Below are 17,098 nucleotides of genomic sequence, written 5' to 3'. Positions count from 1 at the left end.
TTTGTTCCAGGACGGGGCCTAGGCCTTAATGTGTGGTCGCCAGCTCAAGCGCTGGTTTGGGCCTGTGGAAGAGCTTCTCGAGGTACAAGTATATGACCGGAGTGGTAAACAGCGTCAGCGCCTGGCTCACCAGCAGGCCGCCGACCACCGCGATACCCAGGGGCTGGCGCAGCTCGGCACCGGCGCCGTAGCCTAGCATCAGCGGCAAGGCGCCGAGCAGGGCGGCCAGGGTCGTCATGATGATGGGACGAAAGCGTGTAATGCAGGCTTCGAAGATCGCGTCCTGTGGCGATAACCCGCGCGTGCGCTGGGCCTCCAGGGCGAAGTCGATCAGCAGGATGCCGTTTTTCTTGACGATGCCGATCAGCAGCACCAGGCCGATCAGGGCCATGATCGAAAAGTCCTGGCCCAGCAGCCACAACATGACCAGCGCCCCCAGGCCCGCCGAGGGCAGCGTCGAGATAATGGTCAACGGGTGCACAAAGCTTTCGTACAGCACGCCGAGGATGATGTAGACCGCCACCAGCGCTGCTAGGATCAGCCACGGCTGGCTGGCCAGCGAGCTCTGGAACGCCTGTGCCGCACCCTGGAAGTTGCCGATGATCGAGGCGGGCATGCCGATCTCGTTCTTCGCCTGGTTGAGCAGGATCACCGCATCCCCCAATGCCACGCCGGGCGCCAGGTTGAACGACAGGTTGGCCGCCGGGAACATGCCGTCATGGCTGATGGACAGTGGCCCGACCGTCGGCGCATCCACCGTGGCCACAGCTGACAGCGGCACCATTTCATTGGTCAGCGGCGAGCGCAGATAGAAGTAGTTCAGGCTTTCGGCCCGGCCGCGTTGCTGGGTGTCCAGTTCCAGCACCACCTGGTACTGGTTGATCTCGGTCTGGAATTCATTGACCTGGCGTTGGCCGAAGGCGTCGTACAGTGCCTGGTCGATATCGGTGGCCGTCAGGCCGAAACGCGCGGCGGCGCGGCGGTCGATGCTGATGTGGGTGATGCTGCCGCCCAGTTGCAGGTCGTTGGAGACATCACGAAAGGCCGGGATGCCACGGAGTTTCTCGGTGAGGCGCTGGGTCCAGGTGTTCAACGTGGCCCCGTCGTTGCTTTTGAGCACGTACTGGTACTGGCTGCGGCTGGGGCCGGAACTGAGGTTGATGTCCTGGCCGGCGCGCAGGTACAGGACAATCCCCGGTACCCTGGCAAGCTTTGGCCGAATGCGGTCGATGAACTCGCTGGCGGAGACGTCGCGGTCACCACGATCCTTGAGGGAAATCCAGAAACGGCCATTGGCGATGGTCTGGTTGCTGCCGGTCACCCCCACCGCGTGGGAGAAGGCCTGGATCGCCGGATCGGCCTTGAGGATTTCCGCGAGGGCCTTGTGTTTGGCGACCATGTCCGGATACGACACGTCCGCAGCGGCTTCGCTGGTACCCAGGATAAAGCCGGTGTCCTGCAGTGGGAAAAAGCCCTTGGGGATCAATACGTACCCGGCGACAGCCATGCCCAGCGTCAGCCCGAAGATGCCAAGCATGGTGCGCTGATGGGCGAGGGCCTTGCGCAGGTACTTTTCATAGCCCGCCAGCAGGCGCTCGCCAAAACCGGGTTTTTCCTGGGGGCGATGGGCCGGCGCTTTCATGAACAGCGCCGCCAAGGTGGGGGCAAGTGTCAGGGAGACCACCACGGAAATGAGGATGGTCGAGGTGGCCGTCAACGCAAATTCCTTGAACAGCCGCCCGACGACGCCGCCCATGAACAACAGCGGAATGAACGCCGCCACCAGGGATACGCTGATGGACACCACGGTAAAGCCGATCTCGCTGGCACCCTTGATTGCCGCGTCGCGCTTGTCCAGTCCGGCCTCAAGGTGACGATGGATGTTCTCCACCACCACAATCGCATCGTCCACCACAAACCCCACGGCGATCACAATGGCCACCAGAGTGAGGTTGTTGAGGCTGAATCCCATCACGTACATCAGGGCGAAGCTGGCGATCAGCGACACCCCCAGCACGCTCGACACAATCAGCGTCGCCGACCACTGGCGCAGGAAAATCGCCATGACCCCGATCACCAGCAGTACGGCGATCAGCAGGGTCAGTTCAACTTCGTGCAGGGAGGCACGGATGGTGGTGGTACGGTCGATCAGGACGCTCAGCTCGACCGACGCCGGCAGCATCGCTTGCAGGCGAGGCAGTTCGGCCTGGATCCGTTCAACGGTCTCGACGATGTTCGCGCCGGGCTGGCGGGTAATCACCAGGTTGACACCAGGTACATCGCCAGCCCACGCCTGCACGTAGGCGTTTTCCGAGGCTTCGACCACCTTGGCCACGTCGCGCAATTGCACGGGGGCGCCGTTCTTGTAGGTGATGATCAGGTCACCGTATTCCTCGGCATGAAACAGCTGATCGTTGGTCGAAAGGGTGGACACGCTGTTTGCGCCGTACAGCGCGCCTTTGGCCAGGTTCAGGCTCGACTGCTGGATCGCCAGGCGGATATCGGCCAGGGTCAGGCCGATGGCGGCCAGCCTGTCCGGCGAGGCCTGCACACGGATCGCCGGGCGTTGCTGGCCGGTGATATTGATTTGGCCAACACCGTCGATCTGGCTGATTTGCCGGGCCAACAGGGTTTCGACCAGGTCGCTCAGCTGGGTGCCAGGCAAGTCGTGGGAATTGATACTGATGACCAGCACCGGGCTGTCGGCCGGGTTGACCTTTCTCCAGGTCGGCAGGCTTGGCATGTCACTGGGCAACTTGCCGGAGGCGGTGTTGATCGCCGCCTGTACTTCCTGCGCGGCGGTGTCGATGCTTTTGTCGAGGGTGAATTGCAGGGTCAACACGCTCGTGCCAAGGGCACTGCTGGACGTCATCTGGGACATGCCGGGGATGGCGCTGAATTGCACCTCCAGCGGGGTGGCCACCGATGACGCCATGGTGTCCGGGCTGGCGCCGGGCAATTGCGCGGAGACCTGGATCGTAGGGAATTCCGCTTGCGGCAGTGGGGCGATGGGCAGTTTCGGGAAGGCGATCAGCCCGAGCAGCACCATGGCGAAGGTCAGCAACAGGGTGGCGACCGGGCGATCGATGCACCAGGCGGAGATAGAGCCCCGCGACGTCATGGCAGCACCTTGGCGTCAGCGGTCTGGATCACGTGGGATGGCTCCTTGAGGATCTCGACCTGGACGCCAGCCTTGAGCCGCGACTGGCCATCGCTGACCAGCACATCACCGACCTGGATGCCCTTGAGGATCGTGCGGTCGCTGTCTTGGTACACCACCTGCACCGGCACGATTTCTACCTTGGCGTCGTTGACGCGGTACACGAAGTGCGAGTCCAGGCCGCGTTGCACCACGCTTGGCGGCACGGCGAGGGCATTGCGGTCGAGGGCGGTCTGGATCTTGACGGTCACCAATTGGCCTGGCCAGAGTGTTTGCGTGCTATTGCGGAACTCGGCCTTGGCGCGAATGGTGCCGGTGGTACTGTTGATCTGGTTGTCGATCAGGCTCAGTCGGCCCTGGCCGAGCAGTTCGCTGTTTTCACCGTCGGTATTGGCGCCCAGGTAGGCGCCGACGAAGGCCGGGTAGCTGGCGGCAATCAGGCCCTGCAGTGTCGGCAGCATCTGCTGCGGCAGGGAAAACTCGATGGCAATCGGGTCGATCTGGGTGACCGAGAACAGCCCTTGGGCATCGCTCATCCGCAGGAAATTACCTTCATCGACGGTGCGAATACCGACGCGACCCGTGACAGGTGAGCGTATCTGGGTGTAGGAGAGTTGTACCTGAGCCGAATCGATTGCGGCCTGATTGCCTTGCACCGTCGCCTTCAATTGGTTCACCAGCGCTTGCTGCTGGTCGTAGGTCTGCTTGGACACGCCGTCATCGACGCTCAGATCCTTGTAGCGCTTGAGATTGACCAGCGCCACTTGCAGCTGCGCCTGGCTTTGCCCCAGTTGCGCGCGCGCCTGGTCGAGGCTGGCGCGGATCGAGCGGTCGTCGATAGTCGCCAGCAGGTCGCCCACCTTCACCCATTGACCTTCCTTGACCAGCAATTGCGTGAGGATGCCGTCGATCTGCGGGCGGATCACCACACTGTGCAGCGACAGCACCGAACCCAGGCCCGTGACGTAGCGTGGCAAATCCTGTTCCACGACTTTCATCACCCGTACCGGCACGGCGACGGAGGCCACCAGCCTGGTCTTGGCCGGTCGGGTCAGTGCCCAGGCTGCGACAACCAGCACCACGAGGACTCCCACGATCACGACAGTTTTTCTTCTGATGATGTTCATGCTGTAAGGCGCCAGTACCGGGGATGGAGAGAAGGGAGGGTATTTATAGCCTGCAGACCCGGTCAGTAAAGTGACCGCTATCTGACAGCCACGACAGTTAGCTCCTGACCATTCGTACGACGCTGGTCAAAGATCAGAGGCGCGCAGGTATACTTCCTACCACTGTGGCTCGCAATTGGGGTCCGCAACATTTTCTGCATGCTTCGGAGCGCTCATGACTTCCCCGACACAATCCCCCGCCGAGACGGCTGACCTCGTCGATTCGACCAGCGCCGACGGCGTTGAAAAAGCCGAGATTCCGGCATTCAAGTTTCCGTTTAAACCGGGCGAACTCGCAGGGGCCAAGAATGCTGCCCAGCCTTGGTACAAAAACGGTGCGAAGAACGGCCATACCAAGTCCCCAGGCATGGCACCCCCTGGCACTCGCCGCTCCATGGGTAAACGCTAAGAGTAAAGATCACGTGCTGTGGTTGCTAATGCCTACAGCGAGCGCTGACTTTTCTGATTGTGGGTTCATGTCCTTTTTTTGAAAGCTTTCACGCCACTTGCTTCGCCCCACTGTTCCAGTGGGGGCTGGAGGCGGTTGACGCTGGTCTTTCTGGAAAAGGATATTCCGCATGGCACCCATCTCCCTACGCGTTTCCCTCGGCTTGCTGTTGTGGGTTGTGTCCGCCAGTGTTGCAGCATATGAACCGGCACGGCACGAAATCCGCTTCGCCGTCGTCGCGCAGTTCCCTCCTTTCCAAAGCCGTGACCCGCAAGGGCAGATGGTGGGGTTGAACATCGACTTGGGCAACGCGTTGTGCCAGCAGCTCAATGTGCGTTGCATCTGGGTCGATCAGGTCCTGATGGAGAATTTTCCGGCACTTGAAGCCCGGCAGTTCGACGCGATAATGGGCATGGCCGCTACGTCCAGACGGCGCCGCTGGGTCAGTTTTACCGAAGACCTCTATCCATTCACCACGCGTCTGGTGGCGCGCAAGGCATCCGGCTTGCTGCCGACCAAGCAGTCACTCAAAGGCAAGCGTGTCGGGGTGTTGCTGAAGAGTAATCGCGAGGCCTTTGCCCTGTCGAAGTGGGCGCCTGCGGGGGTGATCGTCAAGAGTTTCTGGCTCAACGACGAACTGGTGCGTAGCCTGGTGGCAGGCGAGATAGATGCAACGTTGCAAGGCACCGTGGAAATCCGCGAGGCCCTGCTCGACACCGCCGATGGCGAGGATTTCGACTTTCTCGGCCCCGAAGTCTCGGCGCAGCTGTTGGGCAACGGCGTGGCGATAGCGGTGCGCAAGTCCGATATGACGTTGCGTACCGACCTCAATCGCGCCCTCGAGCAACTGATGTACAACGGCGAGTACCAGCGGATCATCCAGCCCTATCGCCTGGATATCAGCCCTCCTGCCATACAATGATGGCGAACTAATTGCGCAGAACATGCGCTGGATCAGTATTTGCCCCCTCCGTGCGCTTAGAGTCGGTCGCCCTGCCGACTCCTTCAATAATCACGAGCGCGCTTATCCATGAAAATCAATCTGCCGGTCACCGGTCGAAGTGTGGACTTTGCCCCTGACGCCAATATCCTCTCGACCACCGACCTGACCAGCGCGATTACCTACGCCAACGAGGACTTTATCAACGTCAGCGGCTACGACCGTGAGGAGCTGATCGGCGCGTCGCACAACCTCCTGCGCCATCCCGACATGCCGGCCGCGGCGTTTGCGCACATGTGGAAAACCTTGAAAAGCGGGCGCTCGTGGATGGGCATGGTGAAAAACCGCTGCAAGAACGGTGACCACTATTGGGTCAGCGCCTACGCCACGCCGGTGACCCGTGATGGCGTGACGGTGGAGTATCAATCGGTGCGCACCAAGCCCGATGCGCGCAGGGTGGCAGCAGCAGAACGTGCCTACGCGCGGCTGCGGGCGGGCAAGCGCCGGCGCTTGCCGAGGCTCGGCCTGGGGGTAAAGTTAACGGCCTGGGTGGCCACCACCAGCAGCGTGACCTGGGCCCTGGGGCTGGGCTTGGCGACCTATTCGCTGGCCTGGCAACTGCTGGCGTTGGTGGCCGGCTGCGCGGTCGGCGCGGTGGGGGTCAAAGCCATCCTGCGGCCCTTGGCCCAATTGGATCAACGCGCGCGCGCTATCGCCGACAACCCCTTGAGCCAGGCGATCTACACCGGGCGCGAGGATGAATGCGGACAGATCGAGTTCGCCCTGCACATGCTCGAAGCCCAAGCGGGCGCAGTGGTCGGGCGGATCGGCGACGCGTCCCAACGTTTGTCTGGGCATGCGGCGCAACTGGTCGAGCATTTGGGCAGCAGCCACACCAGCAGCCTGGGCCAGCAGACCCAGACCGACCAGGTCGCGGCGGCGATCCACCAGATGGCGGCGAGTGTGGCCGAGGTGGCCAACCATGCCGTCGAGGCTTCAAAGGCGGCGGACCAGGCAGGTAATGAAACCCGTGAGGGCCACCTGCGGGTGGATGAAAGTCGCGACGCGGTATTGCGCCTGTCCCGGGAACTGGCCCGGGCGACCGAGGTGATTCATCAACTGGAAAGCCACAGCGGGGAAATCAGCGGTGTGCTGGAGGTGATCCGCACCATTGCCGAACAAACCAACCTGCTGGCCCTCAACGCCGCCATCGAAGCGGCGCGGGCGGGTGAGCAGGGCCGTGGTTTTGCCGTGGTCGCCGATGAAGTGCGCGGCCTGGCGCAACGCACCCAGCAATCGACCAACGAAATCCAGCGCATGATCAGCACCCTGCAAGGTGGCGCACGGGATGCGGTGCAGGCCATGGCGCAAAGCAGCGAGCATGTCGACGCCAGTGTCGAGCAGGCGCAGCGGGCGGCAGCGGCCCTGGACGGGATCAGCCAGCGTGTTGGCCAGATCACCGCCATGAGCCAGCAGATCGCGGCGGCGGTGGAGGAGCAAAGCGCGGTAAGTGAAGACATCAATCGCAACATCGTCGGCATTCGCAATGCCGGGGAGGCCACTGTCAGTGCGGGGCAGCAGAGCCAGCTCAGTTCCGGGGATGTGGCGGCGTTGGCGGAGGATTTGCGGCAGTTGGCGCAGGAGTTTTGGGGGAAGCGGCACTAGCTGGGATGTGTAGTGAATGGGCGGGCCTCATCGCGGGCAAGCCCGCTCCCACAGGGAATCGCATTCCAACTGTGGGAGCGGGCTTGCCCGCGATGAGGCCGGTATTGCCTACGCCGCCCTCAACGAAATAAACGCATAATTCGCCGGCACCTCAGTGGCAATCTGCGCCCCCGCGTCCAACAGCTGTCCGGCAATATCCACCCCAGACACATGAAACACCCACTCATTGGCTACCGACGGCCGCTCGACCGCCAATTCAATCGCCTGGGCAAATGCCCCCATGTCCGGCAGGTACGCGGTAAACCCGTCGCCCTTGAGCGCCGTGGTCCGGATACCCAGCAAGGCACACACGGTTTCCTTGGTCTGCACGTCGTCGCGGTCGGCCTGGCGTGAGCGGCTGATCAACGCCGCCAGCTGCGGGTCTGCCAGCTCGCCGCCGACGATCAACGCCGGGCCTTGTTCCCAGGACTCCGGCGGGCAGTCCTTGGCGCCAGGGTTCAAGGGAATGTGCGGGTTGATTTCCATCGGATAGATCCGGCACACCAACGGCCGCCGCTCGTAGATGCGACACAGGTTGTCTTCGTCAAGATTCCGGCAGCGCCCGGCGTTGTAGGCGGCAAAGGTGATTGCCACAAAGGCCTCGGTGTTGCCGCTGGGCACCACCACCGAACGGCGCTCGGCATGCTCGCGTTGTTGCACGGGCAGGCCCAGGCCGTTGGCCAGGAAACCTTCTACCAGAACGATGACATTGCCGCCGTCCGCCGCCCACATGCGGGCTTCGTCGAGGGTCAGGGGGACGTGGTGGTCGGTGCAGCACTTGCCGCAACCGACGCAGGAAAAGTGGGTGTTCATGGCGGATCTGTCACCAGGCTAGGTCAGAGGGCTCGCTTGAACGGTGACGGGTTTTTACCTCTGTTCACCGTATTGCCACTCTGGAAGCAAGTTGTGCGCCAGTGCCTGTCAGTCTTCTGCGACTGCATCACGTAATACAAACTTCATGTCTGCACTTTCGTAGAGCTTGCGCGCCCGCAGGTTGCTCTCCAGCACCTTGAGGTCCACATAGGGTTCGCCGCGCTGCTTGAACACCTGGAAGCTGTGCAGCAACAACGCGCGGCCCAGCCCCTGGCCCTGGGCGCATGGGTGTACGGAGAGGTTCTTGATAAAGGCGCTGGTCCAGCATTGCGCCACGCCAAGAATACCCTCGGCGTTGCTGGCGACCAGGCACAGCGTGGGGTCGAACTCGGCATCGCTGACGAACTGCTGGCGCCATTCCTCCAGGCTTGGCACGCGGCCGCCGCCCTGGTCCTGGGTCATGCGCAACACGGCATGAATGGCCGGGGCCAGCTCGTCGCGGTAATGATCCAACTGCGTGCCCGCCGGCCATTGCGGCGCGGGCAGGCTGGCGGTGAGATCGCGGCGCAGCAGTTGGAAGTATTCGCTCACAGGCCTTTTTGCGCCACCGTTTGCGCGGCCACCACCAGGCACTTGGTCAACTCGGGCGACGAGAATTTCGTCAGCACCGAATCGGCACCGGCCAGGCGGGCCTTTTCGCTGTTCATCGCGCTGTCCAGGGAGGTGTGCAGCAGCACGTAGAGGTCCTTGAAGTCCGGGGTTTCGCGCAGGGTGCGGGTGAGGGCATAGCCGTCCATCTCGGACATCTCGATATCCGACACCACCACGTTGATCTGCTCGGCCGTGCCTTGCAGCTCCAGCAGCACGTCGATGGCTTCCTTGGCGCTGCGCGCGGTGTGGCAGGTGAGGCCGAGGTTGCGCAAGGTATGCACCGATTGCTGCAACGCCACCTGGCTGTCGTCCACCACCAGAATGCGCGCATTGCCCAGCACTTCGGCTTCTTCCATGGTCAGGTCGGTCGGCGCGGCTTCGATCGGCGCCGGGGCGATGCCGTGGATGACTTTCTCGATATCCAGCACCTGCACCAGGGCGCCTTCCACCTCGGTCACCCCGGTGATAAACGCGCGGTTGCCGCCAGAGCCATAGGGCGGCGGGCGGATGTCGGTGGTCAGGCAATGCACGATCTTGCTCACCGCCTGCACATGCAGGCCCTGCTTGGAACGGCTCACATCGGTGACGATCAGGCAGCCACCGTTCGGGTCCTGCAGGGGCATTTCGCCGAGGGCACGGCTGAGGTCGATCACCGACAGCGAAGCACCGCGCAGAATGGCGATGCCTTTGACGTGGGGGTGCGACTCCGGCAGCTTGGTCAGCGGCGGGCAGGGGATGATTTCGCTGACTTTCAGCAGGTTGATCGCCATCAGCTTGCCACTGCGCAAGGTAAAGAGCAGAAGCGAGAGTGAATCTGCGCGGGCTTTGGTGGTGGACATAAAAACCTTCTGTGGATCAGGGATGACATCTATGGAAGGTTATCGACTTGAGGACGCCAGGCTTTAACCGGGTTTTGTGTCGGACTCGGTCTAATGTGGGAGCTGGCTTGCCTGCGATGGCATCACCTCGGTGCAACTGTAAGACCGAGTCGCCTGCATCGCAGGCAAGCCAGCTCCCACAGAAGCACCAGCCCACCTTGGTGAGATGTCAGCCCTTCCAGACTTGTGGGTTCACCAGATCCTGTGGACGCTGGCCCAGTAGGGCACTGCGCAAGTTTTCCAGGGCCCGATTGGCCATGGCTTCACGGGTTTCATGGGTCGCCGAGCCGATATGCGGCAAGGTCACCGCATTGCTCAGCTGGAACAACGGCGACTCCGCCAACGGCTCCTGCTCATACACATCCAACCCCGCCCCGCGAATCTTCTGGCTTTGCAGCGCTTCGATCAGCGCCGGTTCATCCACCACCGGGCCACGGGAGATGTTGATCAGGATCGCGCTAGGTTTCATCAGCCCCAGCTCGCGGGTGCTGATCAGGTGGCGGGTCTTGTCGCTCAATGGCACCACCAGGCACACAAAGTCTGCTTCGGCGAGCAATTGGTCGAGGCTGCGGAACTGTGCGCCCAGCTCCTGTTCCAGCGCCGGCTTGCGGCTGTTGCCGCTGTAGAGGATCGGCATGTTGAACCCCAGGCGGCCACGGCGGGCCACGGCCGCGCCGATATTGCCCATGCCGACGATGCCCAGGGTCTTGCCGTGTACGTCGCAGCCAAACAACGGCGCGCCGACGCTGGCTTTCCACTGGCCGGCCTTGGTCCAGGCGTCGAGTTCGGCGACGCGGCGGGCGCTGCTCATCAGCAGGGCGAACGCCAGGTCGGCGGTGCTTTCGGTGAGCACATCAGGGGTGTTGGTGAGCATGATCCCGCGCTCAGTGAAGTAGGGCACGTCGTAGTTGTCGTAGCCCACCGACACACTGGACACCACTTCCAGCTCTCTCGCGCCTTCGAGTTGCGCGCGGCCCAGCTTGCGACCCACGCCGATCAAACCGTGGGCGTGGGGCAGGGCTTCATTGAACTGCGCGTTGATGTCACCCAGCTTGGGGTTGGGCGCGATCACCTCGAAGTCCTGTTGCAGGCGTTCGATCATGGGCGGGGTGATGCGGCTGAAGGCGAGGACAGTCTTTTTCATTGCAGGCGGGCTCATCGACTACGGAAGAATGCCAAGCACGCTAACATTCCTGCCCAGACTTGTCAGGACACCACCCAGCTAAAGTGAGCAGCGGACCCCTGTGGGAGCTGGCTTGCCTGCGATAGCGGTTTGCCTGATACACCGCTATCGCAGGCAAGCCAACTCCCACAGTTGATCTCGGGTGTCTGGCAGGAATCAGTTCGCCAGGCGCACGCCGCCAACGCTTCCGCTCAATTCATACGCCGCCAACTCCGCCTGATGCGCCGCGAGAATCTCCGGCAACGACCCGCGCAGGTATTCCACCCACGTCTTGATCTTCGCATCCAGGTACTGGCGTGACGGGTAGATGGCGTACAGGTTCAGCTCCTGCGAGCGGTACGTCGGCATCACCCGCACCAGGGTGCCGTTGCGCAGGCCTTCAATCGCGGCATACACCGGCAACAGGCCGACACCCATGCCGCTGGTGATCGCGGTTTTCATCGCGTCGGCCGAGTTGACCAGGAACGGCGAACTGTTGATGGCCACGCTTTCCTGGCCTTCGGGGCCGTTGAAGGTCCACTTGTCCAGCTGGATCACCGGGCTGACCAGGCGCAGGCAGGCGTGGTTGAGCAAATCAGTGGGGCGTTGCGCGCAGCCCTTGGCCTTGACGTAATCCGGCGAGGCGCAGGCGATGCTGTAGGTGATGCCCAGGCGTTGGGAGACGAAACCCGAATCCGGCAGCTCGCTGGCCAGCACGATGGACACGTCGTAGCCCTCGTCGAGCAGGTCCGGCACGCGGTTGGCCAGGGTCAGGTCGAAGGTCACGTCCGGGTGGGTGCGGCGGTAGCGGGCGATGGCGTCAATCACGAAATGCTGGCCGATGCCGGTCATGGTGTGCACTTTCAACTGCCCGGCGGGGCGCGCGTGGGCGTCGCTGGCTTCGGCTTCGGCTTCTTCGACGTAGGCCAGGATCTGTTCGCAGCGCAGCAAATAGCGTTTACCGGCTTCGGTCAGCGCGATGCGGCGGGTGGTGCGGTTGAGCAAGCGGGTTTGCAGGTGGGCCTCAAGGTTCGAGACCGCGCGCGAGACGTTGGCTGTGGTGGTGTCCAGTTGCGCGGCGGCGGCGGTGAAGCTGCCGGCTTCGGCCACGCAACTGAACGCGCGCATGTTTTGCAAAGTGTCCATGGGGTGTTCTCAAGGGAGATGGCAAATTGTGACAGAAAGTTACGCCGTCCAGTGATCCCTACCAACGGATTATCGCTTGAACGGTAACAAAGATTCACAGGAATGCCAGCTTATCGTCCTTCATGCCGCCGCCTAGAATTGCGCCACCTACCCCGCAACACCACCTCAGGAATTCGTTCGCCGTGCCGCGTCGCATCAGCAGAGAGCTGAAGACTCTCAGTGTTTGGGCTTTATCGTTAGCAATCAGCGGCTGCATCGGAACCGGAGGAATTGCCCCCCAAGGCCAGGCCCTCAGCGCCAATACCCTGGCCACCGACGAAGCGATCCAGAGCGCCGCCCAGGACGCCCATTGGCCCACCGCCCAATGGTGGCAAGCCTACGGCGACCCGCAACTCAACCATTGGGTGGCCCTCGCCACGCAAAACAGCCCGAGCATGGCCATGGCCGCCGCGCGTGTGCGTGAAGCACGGGCCATGGCCGGGATTGCCGAATCGACCGAGTCGTTGCAGATCAACAGCGACACCACCCTCAAGCGCCACAACTGGCCGAAGGATCAGTTCTACGGCCCCGGCGAGTTGAGCGGTGCCAACACCTGGGACAACAATTCATCCCTGGGCCTGAGCTATGCCCTCGACCTGTGGGGCCGCGAAAGCAACACCAGCGAACGTGCCGTGGACCTGGCCCATATGAGCGCCGCCGAAGCCCGCCAGGCCCAGCTCGAACTGCAAAACAACGTGGTCCGCGCCTATATCCAGCTGTCGTTGCACTACGCCAACCGCGACATCGTTGCGGCCACCCTGGCCCAGCAACAGCAGATCCTGGACCTGGCCAACAAACGCCTGGATGCCGGGATCGGCACGCACTTCGACGTCAGCCAGGCCGAAACCCCGTTGCCGGAAACCCATCGCCAACTGGACGCCCTCGACGAAGAAATCGCCCTGAGCCGCAACCAGCTCGCGGCCTTGGCGGGCAAAGGCCCGGGGGAGGGCGCGCAGTTGCAACGGCCGAGCCTGGCGCTGGCCGCGCCGCTGAAGTTGCCGTCGAGCCTGCCCGCCCAATTGCTCGGCCAGCGCCCGGACGTGGTTGCCAGTCGCTGGCAGGTCGCGGCCCAGGCCCGTGGCATCGATGTGGCCCACGCCGGCTTTTACCCCAACGTCGACCTGGTCGGCAGCCTCGGCTACATGGCCACCGGCGGCGGCATGCTGGAGTTTCTCGCCGGCAAGAAATTCAACTACAACGTCGGCCCGGCGATCACCTTGCCGATCTTCGATGGCGGGCGTTTGCGTGCCGAGTTGGGCGAAGCCAGCGCGGGCTACGACATCGCCGTGGCCCGGTACAACCAGACCCTGGTCAATGCACTCAAGGGCATCAGCGACCAATTGATCCGCCGCGAGTCCATGGACAAGCAACAAGGCTTCGCCGCGCAATCGGTGGCCTCGGCGCAGAAAACCTACGACATCGCGATGATCGCCTACCAGCGCGGCCTCACCGATTACCTCAATGTGCTCAACGCGCAGACCTTGCTGTTTCACCAGCAGCAGATCGCGCAACAAGTCCAGGCCGCGCGCCTGACGGCCCATGCCGAACTGGTCACTGCCTTGGGTGGCGGCCTCGGTGCCGGCGACGATGTGCCCGAGGATGCCAAGACCCTCCCGAGCAAGACCCCGGCGGCCCTCGCCGTGTTTGATCACTGAGTAGGATTGAATGACTCCCTTGCCTGCACCGCTGCGCTGGTTGCACGCCCTTGAGTGGCGCCGCGGTTTCTTCGACTGGGCACGCAGCGACGGCGTGACCTGGGTGTATATCTTCAAGGTGCTGATCGCCGCGTTCCTCACGCTGTGGCTGGCCATGCGCCTGGAACTGCCGCAACCGCGCACCGCGATGATCACCGTGTTTATCGTGATGCAACCACAGAGCGGCCAGGTGTTTGCCAAGAGCTTCTATCGCTTCCTCGGCACCCTGGCAGGGTCGGCGGTGATGGTGTTGTTGATCGCCTTGTTTGCGCAGAACACCGAGTTGTTCCTCGGCGCCTTGGCGATCTGGGTGGGCGTCTGCACGGCGGGCGCGACCCGCAACCGCAACTTCCGCGCCTATGGTTTTGTGTTGGCCGGCTACACCGCGGCGATGGTGGGATTACCCGCGCTGGCACACCCGGACGGCGCCTTCATGGCGGCGGTCTGGCGGGTGCTGGAAATCTCCCTGGGGATTCTGTGCTCCACCTTGGTCAGCGCCGCGATCCTGCCGCAGACCTCCAGCGCCGCCATGCGCAACGCCTTGTACCAGCGCTTCGGCGTGTTCGCGCTGTTTGTCACCGATGGTTTGCGTGGGCGCAGCCAGCGGGACGGGTTCGAGGCCAGCAACGTGCGCTTTATCGCCGAAGCCGTGGGCCTGGAAGGGCTGCGCAGCCTCACCGTGTTCGAAGACCCGCACATGCGTCGGCGCAATGGCCGGCTCAGTCGCCTCAACAGCGAATTCATGAGCATCACCACGCGCTTCAATGCCCTGCACCAGTTGCTCGAACGGCTGCGTACGGATGCGGCCGATCACGTGGTCGCGGCGATCAAACCGGGCCTGGCCGACCTCGCCGAAGTGCTCGACGGTTTCTCCGGCCGCGCCCTCACCAGCCCGGACGCGGCACGCTTGGTGGCGCAACTCGCCGCCTACAAGGACGACTTGCCCGCCAAGGTGCGCAGCCTGCGGGCGGCATTCCAGGAAGGTGAACCCACCGAGGCCGAGCAGCTGGATTTCCACACCGCCTACGAGCTGCTCTACCGCTTCGTCGACGACCTGCACAACTACGCGCTCACCCATGCGTCCCTGGCCGACCACAGCCACGCCCGCGAAGACTGGGACGAGCCCTATACGCCGAAAACCAACTGGCTGGCCTGCGCCGCCTCGGGGATTCGTGCTTCATTCATCCTGATCGTGCTCGGCAGCTACTGGGTCGCCACCGCCTGGCCGAGCGGCGCGACCATGACCCTGATCGCTGCGGCCACGGTCGGCCTGTCCGCCGCCACGCCCAACCCCAAGCGCATGGCGTTCCAGATGGCCTGCGGCACCTTGATCGGTGCGCTGGTGGGCTTTGTCGAGATGTTCTTCGTGTTCCCGTGGATCGACGGCTTCCCGCTGCTGTGCGTGATGCTCGCACCGGTGATCATCCTTGGCGCCTTCCTCGCCTCACGTCCGCAATACGCCGGGGTGGGCGTCGGCCTGCTGATCTTCTTCAGCACCGGCTCGGTACCGGACAACCTCACGGTCTACAACCCCTACACCTTTATCAACGACTACATCGCGATGATCATCGGCATGCTCGTCTGCGCGGCGGCGGGGGCGATCATCCTGCCGCCCAATAGCCGCTGGTTGTGGCGCCGCCTGGAGCAGGACCTGCGCGAGCAAGTGGTGTATGCCATCAGCGGCAAGCTCAAGGGCCTGGCGTCGAGTTTCGAAAGCCGCACCCGCGACCTGCTGCACCAGGCCTATGGCCTCGCCGTCGGCCAGCCGCAAGTGCAGCGCGACCTGCTGCGCTGGATGTTCGTGGTGCTGGAAGTCGGCCACGCGATCATCGAGTTGCGCAAGGAACAGGCGATTTTGCCGGTGCACCCGGCCTACGCCGAATCACAGCCATGGCGCCAGGCGATCCGTGTGATGGGCCGCTCGCTGGTGCGCCTGTTTTTGCAACCGAGCGCGAGCAACCTGGAGCGCGGCCTGATCGCCGTGGACCATGCCATCAGCCGCGTACAGGCCACCGATGAACCCTTCGCCCCGCACTTCGATACCTCGGCTCTGCGCCGGGTGAAAAGCTACCTGCACTTTATCCGCACCTCGCTGCTGGACCCGCAATCGCCCCTCGCTGCCTTGAAAGGAGCCGCGCATGCCGCGTGAAATCGCGTTCCACGGTATCTACATGCCGACCATGACCCTGATGTTCCTGATCGCGGCCGTCCTGGCCTGGGCCCTGGACCGCTTCCTGGCCGGGTTCGACCTGTACCGTTTTTTCTGGCACCCGGCGTTGCTGCGCCTGAGCCTGTTCGTTTGCCTGTTCGGCGCCCTGGCGCTGACCGTCTACCGTTGAGAATGCCCTGATGAAAAAGTTTTTCAGCCTGCTTGCGACCTTGCTGGTACTGGCCTTGGCGATGTGGATTGGCCGCACGTTGTGGGTGCACTACATGCAAACCCCGTGGACCCGCGACGGCCGCGTGCGCGCCGACATCATCAACGTCGCCGCCGACGTCACCGGCGAAGTGGTGGACGTGCCGGTGCGCGACAACCAGTTGGTGAAGAAGGGCGACCTGCTGATGCAGATCGACCCCGAGCACTACCGCATCGCGGTCAAACAGGCGCAATCGCTGGTGGCGTCACGCAAAGCCACCTGGGAAATGCGCAAGGTCAACGCCCACCGCCGCGCCGACCTCGACGCCCTGGTGATCTCCAAGGAAAACCGCGACGACGCCAGCAACATCGCCGACTCCGCCCTGGCCGATTACCAGCACGCGCTGGCGCAACTGGAAGCGGCTGAACTGAACCTCAAGCGCACCCAGGTGCTGGCGGCGGTGGACGGCTACGTCACCAACCTCAACGTGCATCGCGGCGACTATGCGCGCATCGGCGAGGCGAAGATGGCCGTGGTGGATATGAATTCGTTCTGGGTCTACGGCTTCTTTGAAGAAACCAAGCTGCCCCATGTGAAGGTGGGCGATAAAGCTGACATGCAGCTCATGAGCGGCGAGACGTTAAAGGGCCATGTGGAAAGCATCTCGCGGGGCATCTACGACCGTGACAACCCCGAGAGCCGCGAGTTGGTGGCGGATGTGAACCCGACGTTCAACTGGGTGCGGCTGGCGCAGCGGGTGCCGGTGCGGATTCATATTGATGAAGTACCGGAGGGGGTGCTGTTGGCGGCCGGTATTACCTGCACCGTTATCGTGAACCAAACACAGTACTAACTGTGGCGCTTGTGTGGCGAGGGAGCTTGCTCCCGCTCGACTGCGTAGCAGTCGCCGGCTGTTGGGGTTGGGGGCGCTTCGCACCCC

At 63.1% G+C, this 17,098-nt stretch carries 14 protein-coding genes; 7 read left to right on the top strand and 7 right to left on the bottom strand.

Features of this window, described 5'->3' with window-relative positions; genetic code table 11:
* Nucleotides 1–25 precede the first annotated feature (25 nt).
* Complete coding sequence (locus tag B348_RS0124560) at nucleotides 26–3,121, bottom strand: multidrug efflux RND transporter permease subunit (protein WP_017738685.1); 3,096 nt, start codon at nucleotides 3,119–3,121, stop codon at nucleotides 26–28.
* Nucleotides 3,118–4,287 carry an efflux RND transporter periplasmic adaptor subunit gene (locus tag B348_RS0124555; RefSeq protein WP_032865169.1) on the bottom strand — a complete coding sequence of 390 codons (1,170 nt, stop codon included), beginning with the start codon at nucleotides 4,285–4,287 and terminating at the stop codon, nucleotides 3,118–3,120. The genes B348_RS0124560 and B348_RS0124555 overlap by 4 nt, the downstream gene beginning before the upstream one ends.
* A 214-nt stretch (nucleotides 4,288–4,501) precedes the next feature.
* Between B348_RS0124555 and B348_RS0124550 the strand changes: the two genes are divergently transcribed.
* From B348_RS0124550 to B348_RS0124540, 3 genes are all read left to right on the top strand, one after another.
* Nucleotides 4,502–4,735, top strand: coding sequence for a hypothetical protein (locus B348_RS0124550; RefSeq protein WP_017738683.1), 234 nt, complete (start codon nucleotides 4,502–4,504; stop codon nucleotides 4,733–4,735).
* A gap of 169 nt (nucleotides 4,736–4,904) precedes the next feature.
* Nucleotides 4,905–5,696 carry a transporter substrate-binding domain-containing protein gene (locus B348_RS0124545; RefSeq protein WP_017738682.1) on the top strand — a complete coding sequence of 264 codons (792 nt, stop codon included), beginning with the start codon at nucleotides 4,905–4,907 and terminating at the stop codon, nucleotides 5,694–5,696.
* Nucleotides 5,697–5,804: 108 nt separating this feature from the next.
* Nucleotides 5,805–7,379 carry a PAS domain-containing methyl-accepting chemotaxis protein gene (locus tag B348_RS0124540; protein ID WP_017738681.1) on the top strand — a complete coding sequence of 525 codons (1,575 nt, stop codon included), beginning with the start codon at nucleotides 5,805–5,807 and terminating at the stop codon, nucleotides 7,377–7,379.
* 108 nt (nucleotides 7,380–7,487) lie between these two features.
* Here the strand turns inward: B348_RS0124540 and B348_RS0124535 are convergent, their stop codons facing one another.
* From B348_RS0124535 to B348_RS0124515, 5 genes are all read right to left on the bottom strand, one after another.
* Complete coding sequence (locus tag B348_RS0124535; RefSeq protein WP_017738680.1) at nucleotides 7,488–8,231, bottom strand: YkgJ family cysteine cluster protein; 744 nt, start codon at nucleotides 8,229–8,231, stop codon at nucleotides 7,488–7,490.
* Between the two features lie 108 nt (nucleotides 8,232–8,339).
* A complete protein-coding gene (locus tag B348_RS0124530) occupies nucleotides 8,340–8,822 on the bottom strand; it encodes an N-acetyltransferase (protein ID WP_017738679.1) in 483 nt (160 codons plus the stop codon).
* Nucleotides 8,819–9,721 carry a chemotaxis protein CheV gene (locus B348_RS0124525; RefSeq protein WP_017738678.1) on the bottom strand — a complete coding sequence of 301 codons (903 nt, stop codon included), beginning with the start codon at nucleotides 9,719–9,721 and terminating at the stop codon, nucleotides 8,819–8,821. Before B348_RS0124525 ends, B348_RS0124530 begins: the two co-directional genes overlap by 4 nt.
* Before the next feature lie 208 nt (nucleotides 9,722–9,929).
* Nucleotides 9,930–10,904: a D-glycerate dehydrogenase gene (locus tag B348_RS0124520; RefSeq protein WP_017738677.1), complete on the bottom strand. Its 975-nt coding sequence runs from the start codon at nucleotides 10,902–10,904 to the stop codon at nucleotides 9,930–9,932.
* A 195-nt stretch (nucleotides 10,905–11,099) separates the two neighbouring features.
* Nucleotides 11,100–12,068, bottom strand: coding sequence for a LysR family transcriptional regulator (locus B348_RS0124515; RefSeq protein ID WP_017738676.1), 969 nt, complete (start codon nucleotides 12,066–12,068; stop codon nucleotides 11,100–11,102).
* Nucleotides 12,069–12,250: 182 nt separating this feature from the next.
* On the opposite strand from B348_RS0124515, the gene B348_RS0124510 reads away from it, so the two are divergent.
* The 4 genes from B348_RS0124510 to B348_RS0124495 are packed head-to-tail and all read left to right on the top strand — an operon-like array spanning nucleotide 12,251 to nucleotide 17,011.
* A complete protein-coding gene (locus B348_RS0124510; protein ID WP_017738675.1) occupies nucleotides 12,251–13,762 on the top strand; it encodes an efflux transporter outer membrane subunit in 1,512 nt (503 codons plus the stop codon).
* A 10-nt stretch (nucleotides 13,763–13,772) separates the two neighbouring features.
* Nucleotides 13,773–15,950 (top strand): FUSC family protein, encoded by a 2,178-nt coding sequence (locus B348_RS0124505; RefSeq protein ID WP_026137036.1) that lies wholly within the window; start codon nucleotides 13,773–13,775, stop codon nucleotides 15,948–15,950.
* Nucleotides 15,940–16,140 (top strand): DUF1656 domain-containing protein, encoded by a 201-nt coding sequence (locus tag B348_RS0124500; RefSeq protein ID WP_017738673.1) that lies wholly within the window; start codon nucleotides 15,940–15,942, stop codon nucleotides 16,138–16,140. The genes B348_RS0124505 and B348_RS0124500 overlap by 11 nt, the downstream gene beginning before the upstream one ends.
* A gap of 10 nt (nucleotides 16,141–16,150) precedes the next feature.
* A complete protein-coding gene (locus tag B348_RS0124495) occupies nucleotides 16,151–17,011 on the top strand; it encodes an HlyD family secretion protein (protein WP_017738672.1) in 861 nt (286 codons plus the stop codon).
* The last annotated feature ends 87 nt before the right edge of the window (nucleotides 17,012–17,098 follow it).

Source organism: Pseudomonas sp. CBZ-4 (assembly GCF_000346755.1).
GTDB lineage: Bacteria > Pseudomonadota > Gammaproteobacteria > Pseudomonadales > Pseudomonadaceae > Aquipseudomonas.
The sequence above is the reverse complement of the archived record's forward strand: the minus strand, read 5'-3'. Positions and strand labels throughout refer to the sequence as shown.

What these genes read in the sequence shown, in the direction of transcription:
- B348_RS0124560 (WP_017738685.1), bottom strand. Translation starts at nt 3,121, where the DNA reads ATGACGTCGCGGGGCTCTATCTCCGCCTGGTGCATCGATCGCCCGGTC.
- B348_RS0124555 (WP_032865169.1), bottom strand. Translation starts at nt 4,287, where the DNA reads ATGAACATCATCAGAAGAAAAACTGTCGTGATCGTGGGAGTCCTCGTG.
- B348_RS0124550 (WP_017738683.1), top strand. Translation starts at nt 4,502, where the DNA reads ATGACTTCCCCGACACAATCCCCCGCCGAGACGGCTGACCTCGTCGAT.
- B348_RS0124545 (WP_017738682.1), top strand. Translation starts at nt 4,905, where the DNA reads ATGGCACCCATCTCCCTACGCGTTTCCCTCGGCTTGCTGTTGTGGGTT.
- B348_RS0124540 (WP_017738681.1), top strand. Translation starts at nt 5,805, where the DNA reads ATGAAAATCAATCTGCCGGTCACCGGTCGAAGTGTGGACTTTGCCCCT.
- B348_RS0124535 (WP_017738680.1), bottom strand. Translation starts at nt 8,231, where the DNA reads ATGAACACCCACTTTTCCTGCGTCGGTTGCGGCAAGTGCTGCACCGAC.
- B348_RS0124525 (WP_017738678.1), bottom strand. Translation starts at nt 9,721, where the DNA reads ATGTCCACCACCAAAGCCCGCGCAGATTCACTCTCGCTTCTGCTCTTT.
- B348_RS0124520 (WP_017738677.1), bottom strand. Translation starts at nt 10,904, where the DNA reads ATGAAAAAGACTGTCCTCGCCTTCAGCCGCATCACCCCGCCCATGATC.
- B348_RS0124515 (WP_017738676.1), bottom strand. Translation starts at nt 12,068, where the DNA reads ATGGACACTTTGCAAAACATGCGCGCGTTCAGTTGCGTGGCCGAAGCC.
- B348_RS0124505 (WP_026137036.1), top strand. Translation starts at nt 13,773, where the DNA reads ATGACTCCCTTGCCTGCACCGCTGCGCTGGTTGCACGCCCTTGAGTGG.
- B348_RS0124500 (WP_017738673.1), top strand. Translation starts at nt 15,940, where the DNA reads ATGCCGCGTGAAATCGCGTTCCACGGTATCTACATGCCGACCATGACC.
- B348_RS0124495 (WP_017738672.1), top strand. Translation starts at nt 16,151, where the DNA reads ATGAAAAAGTTTTTCAGCCTGCTTGCGACCTTGCTGGTACTGGCCTTG.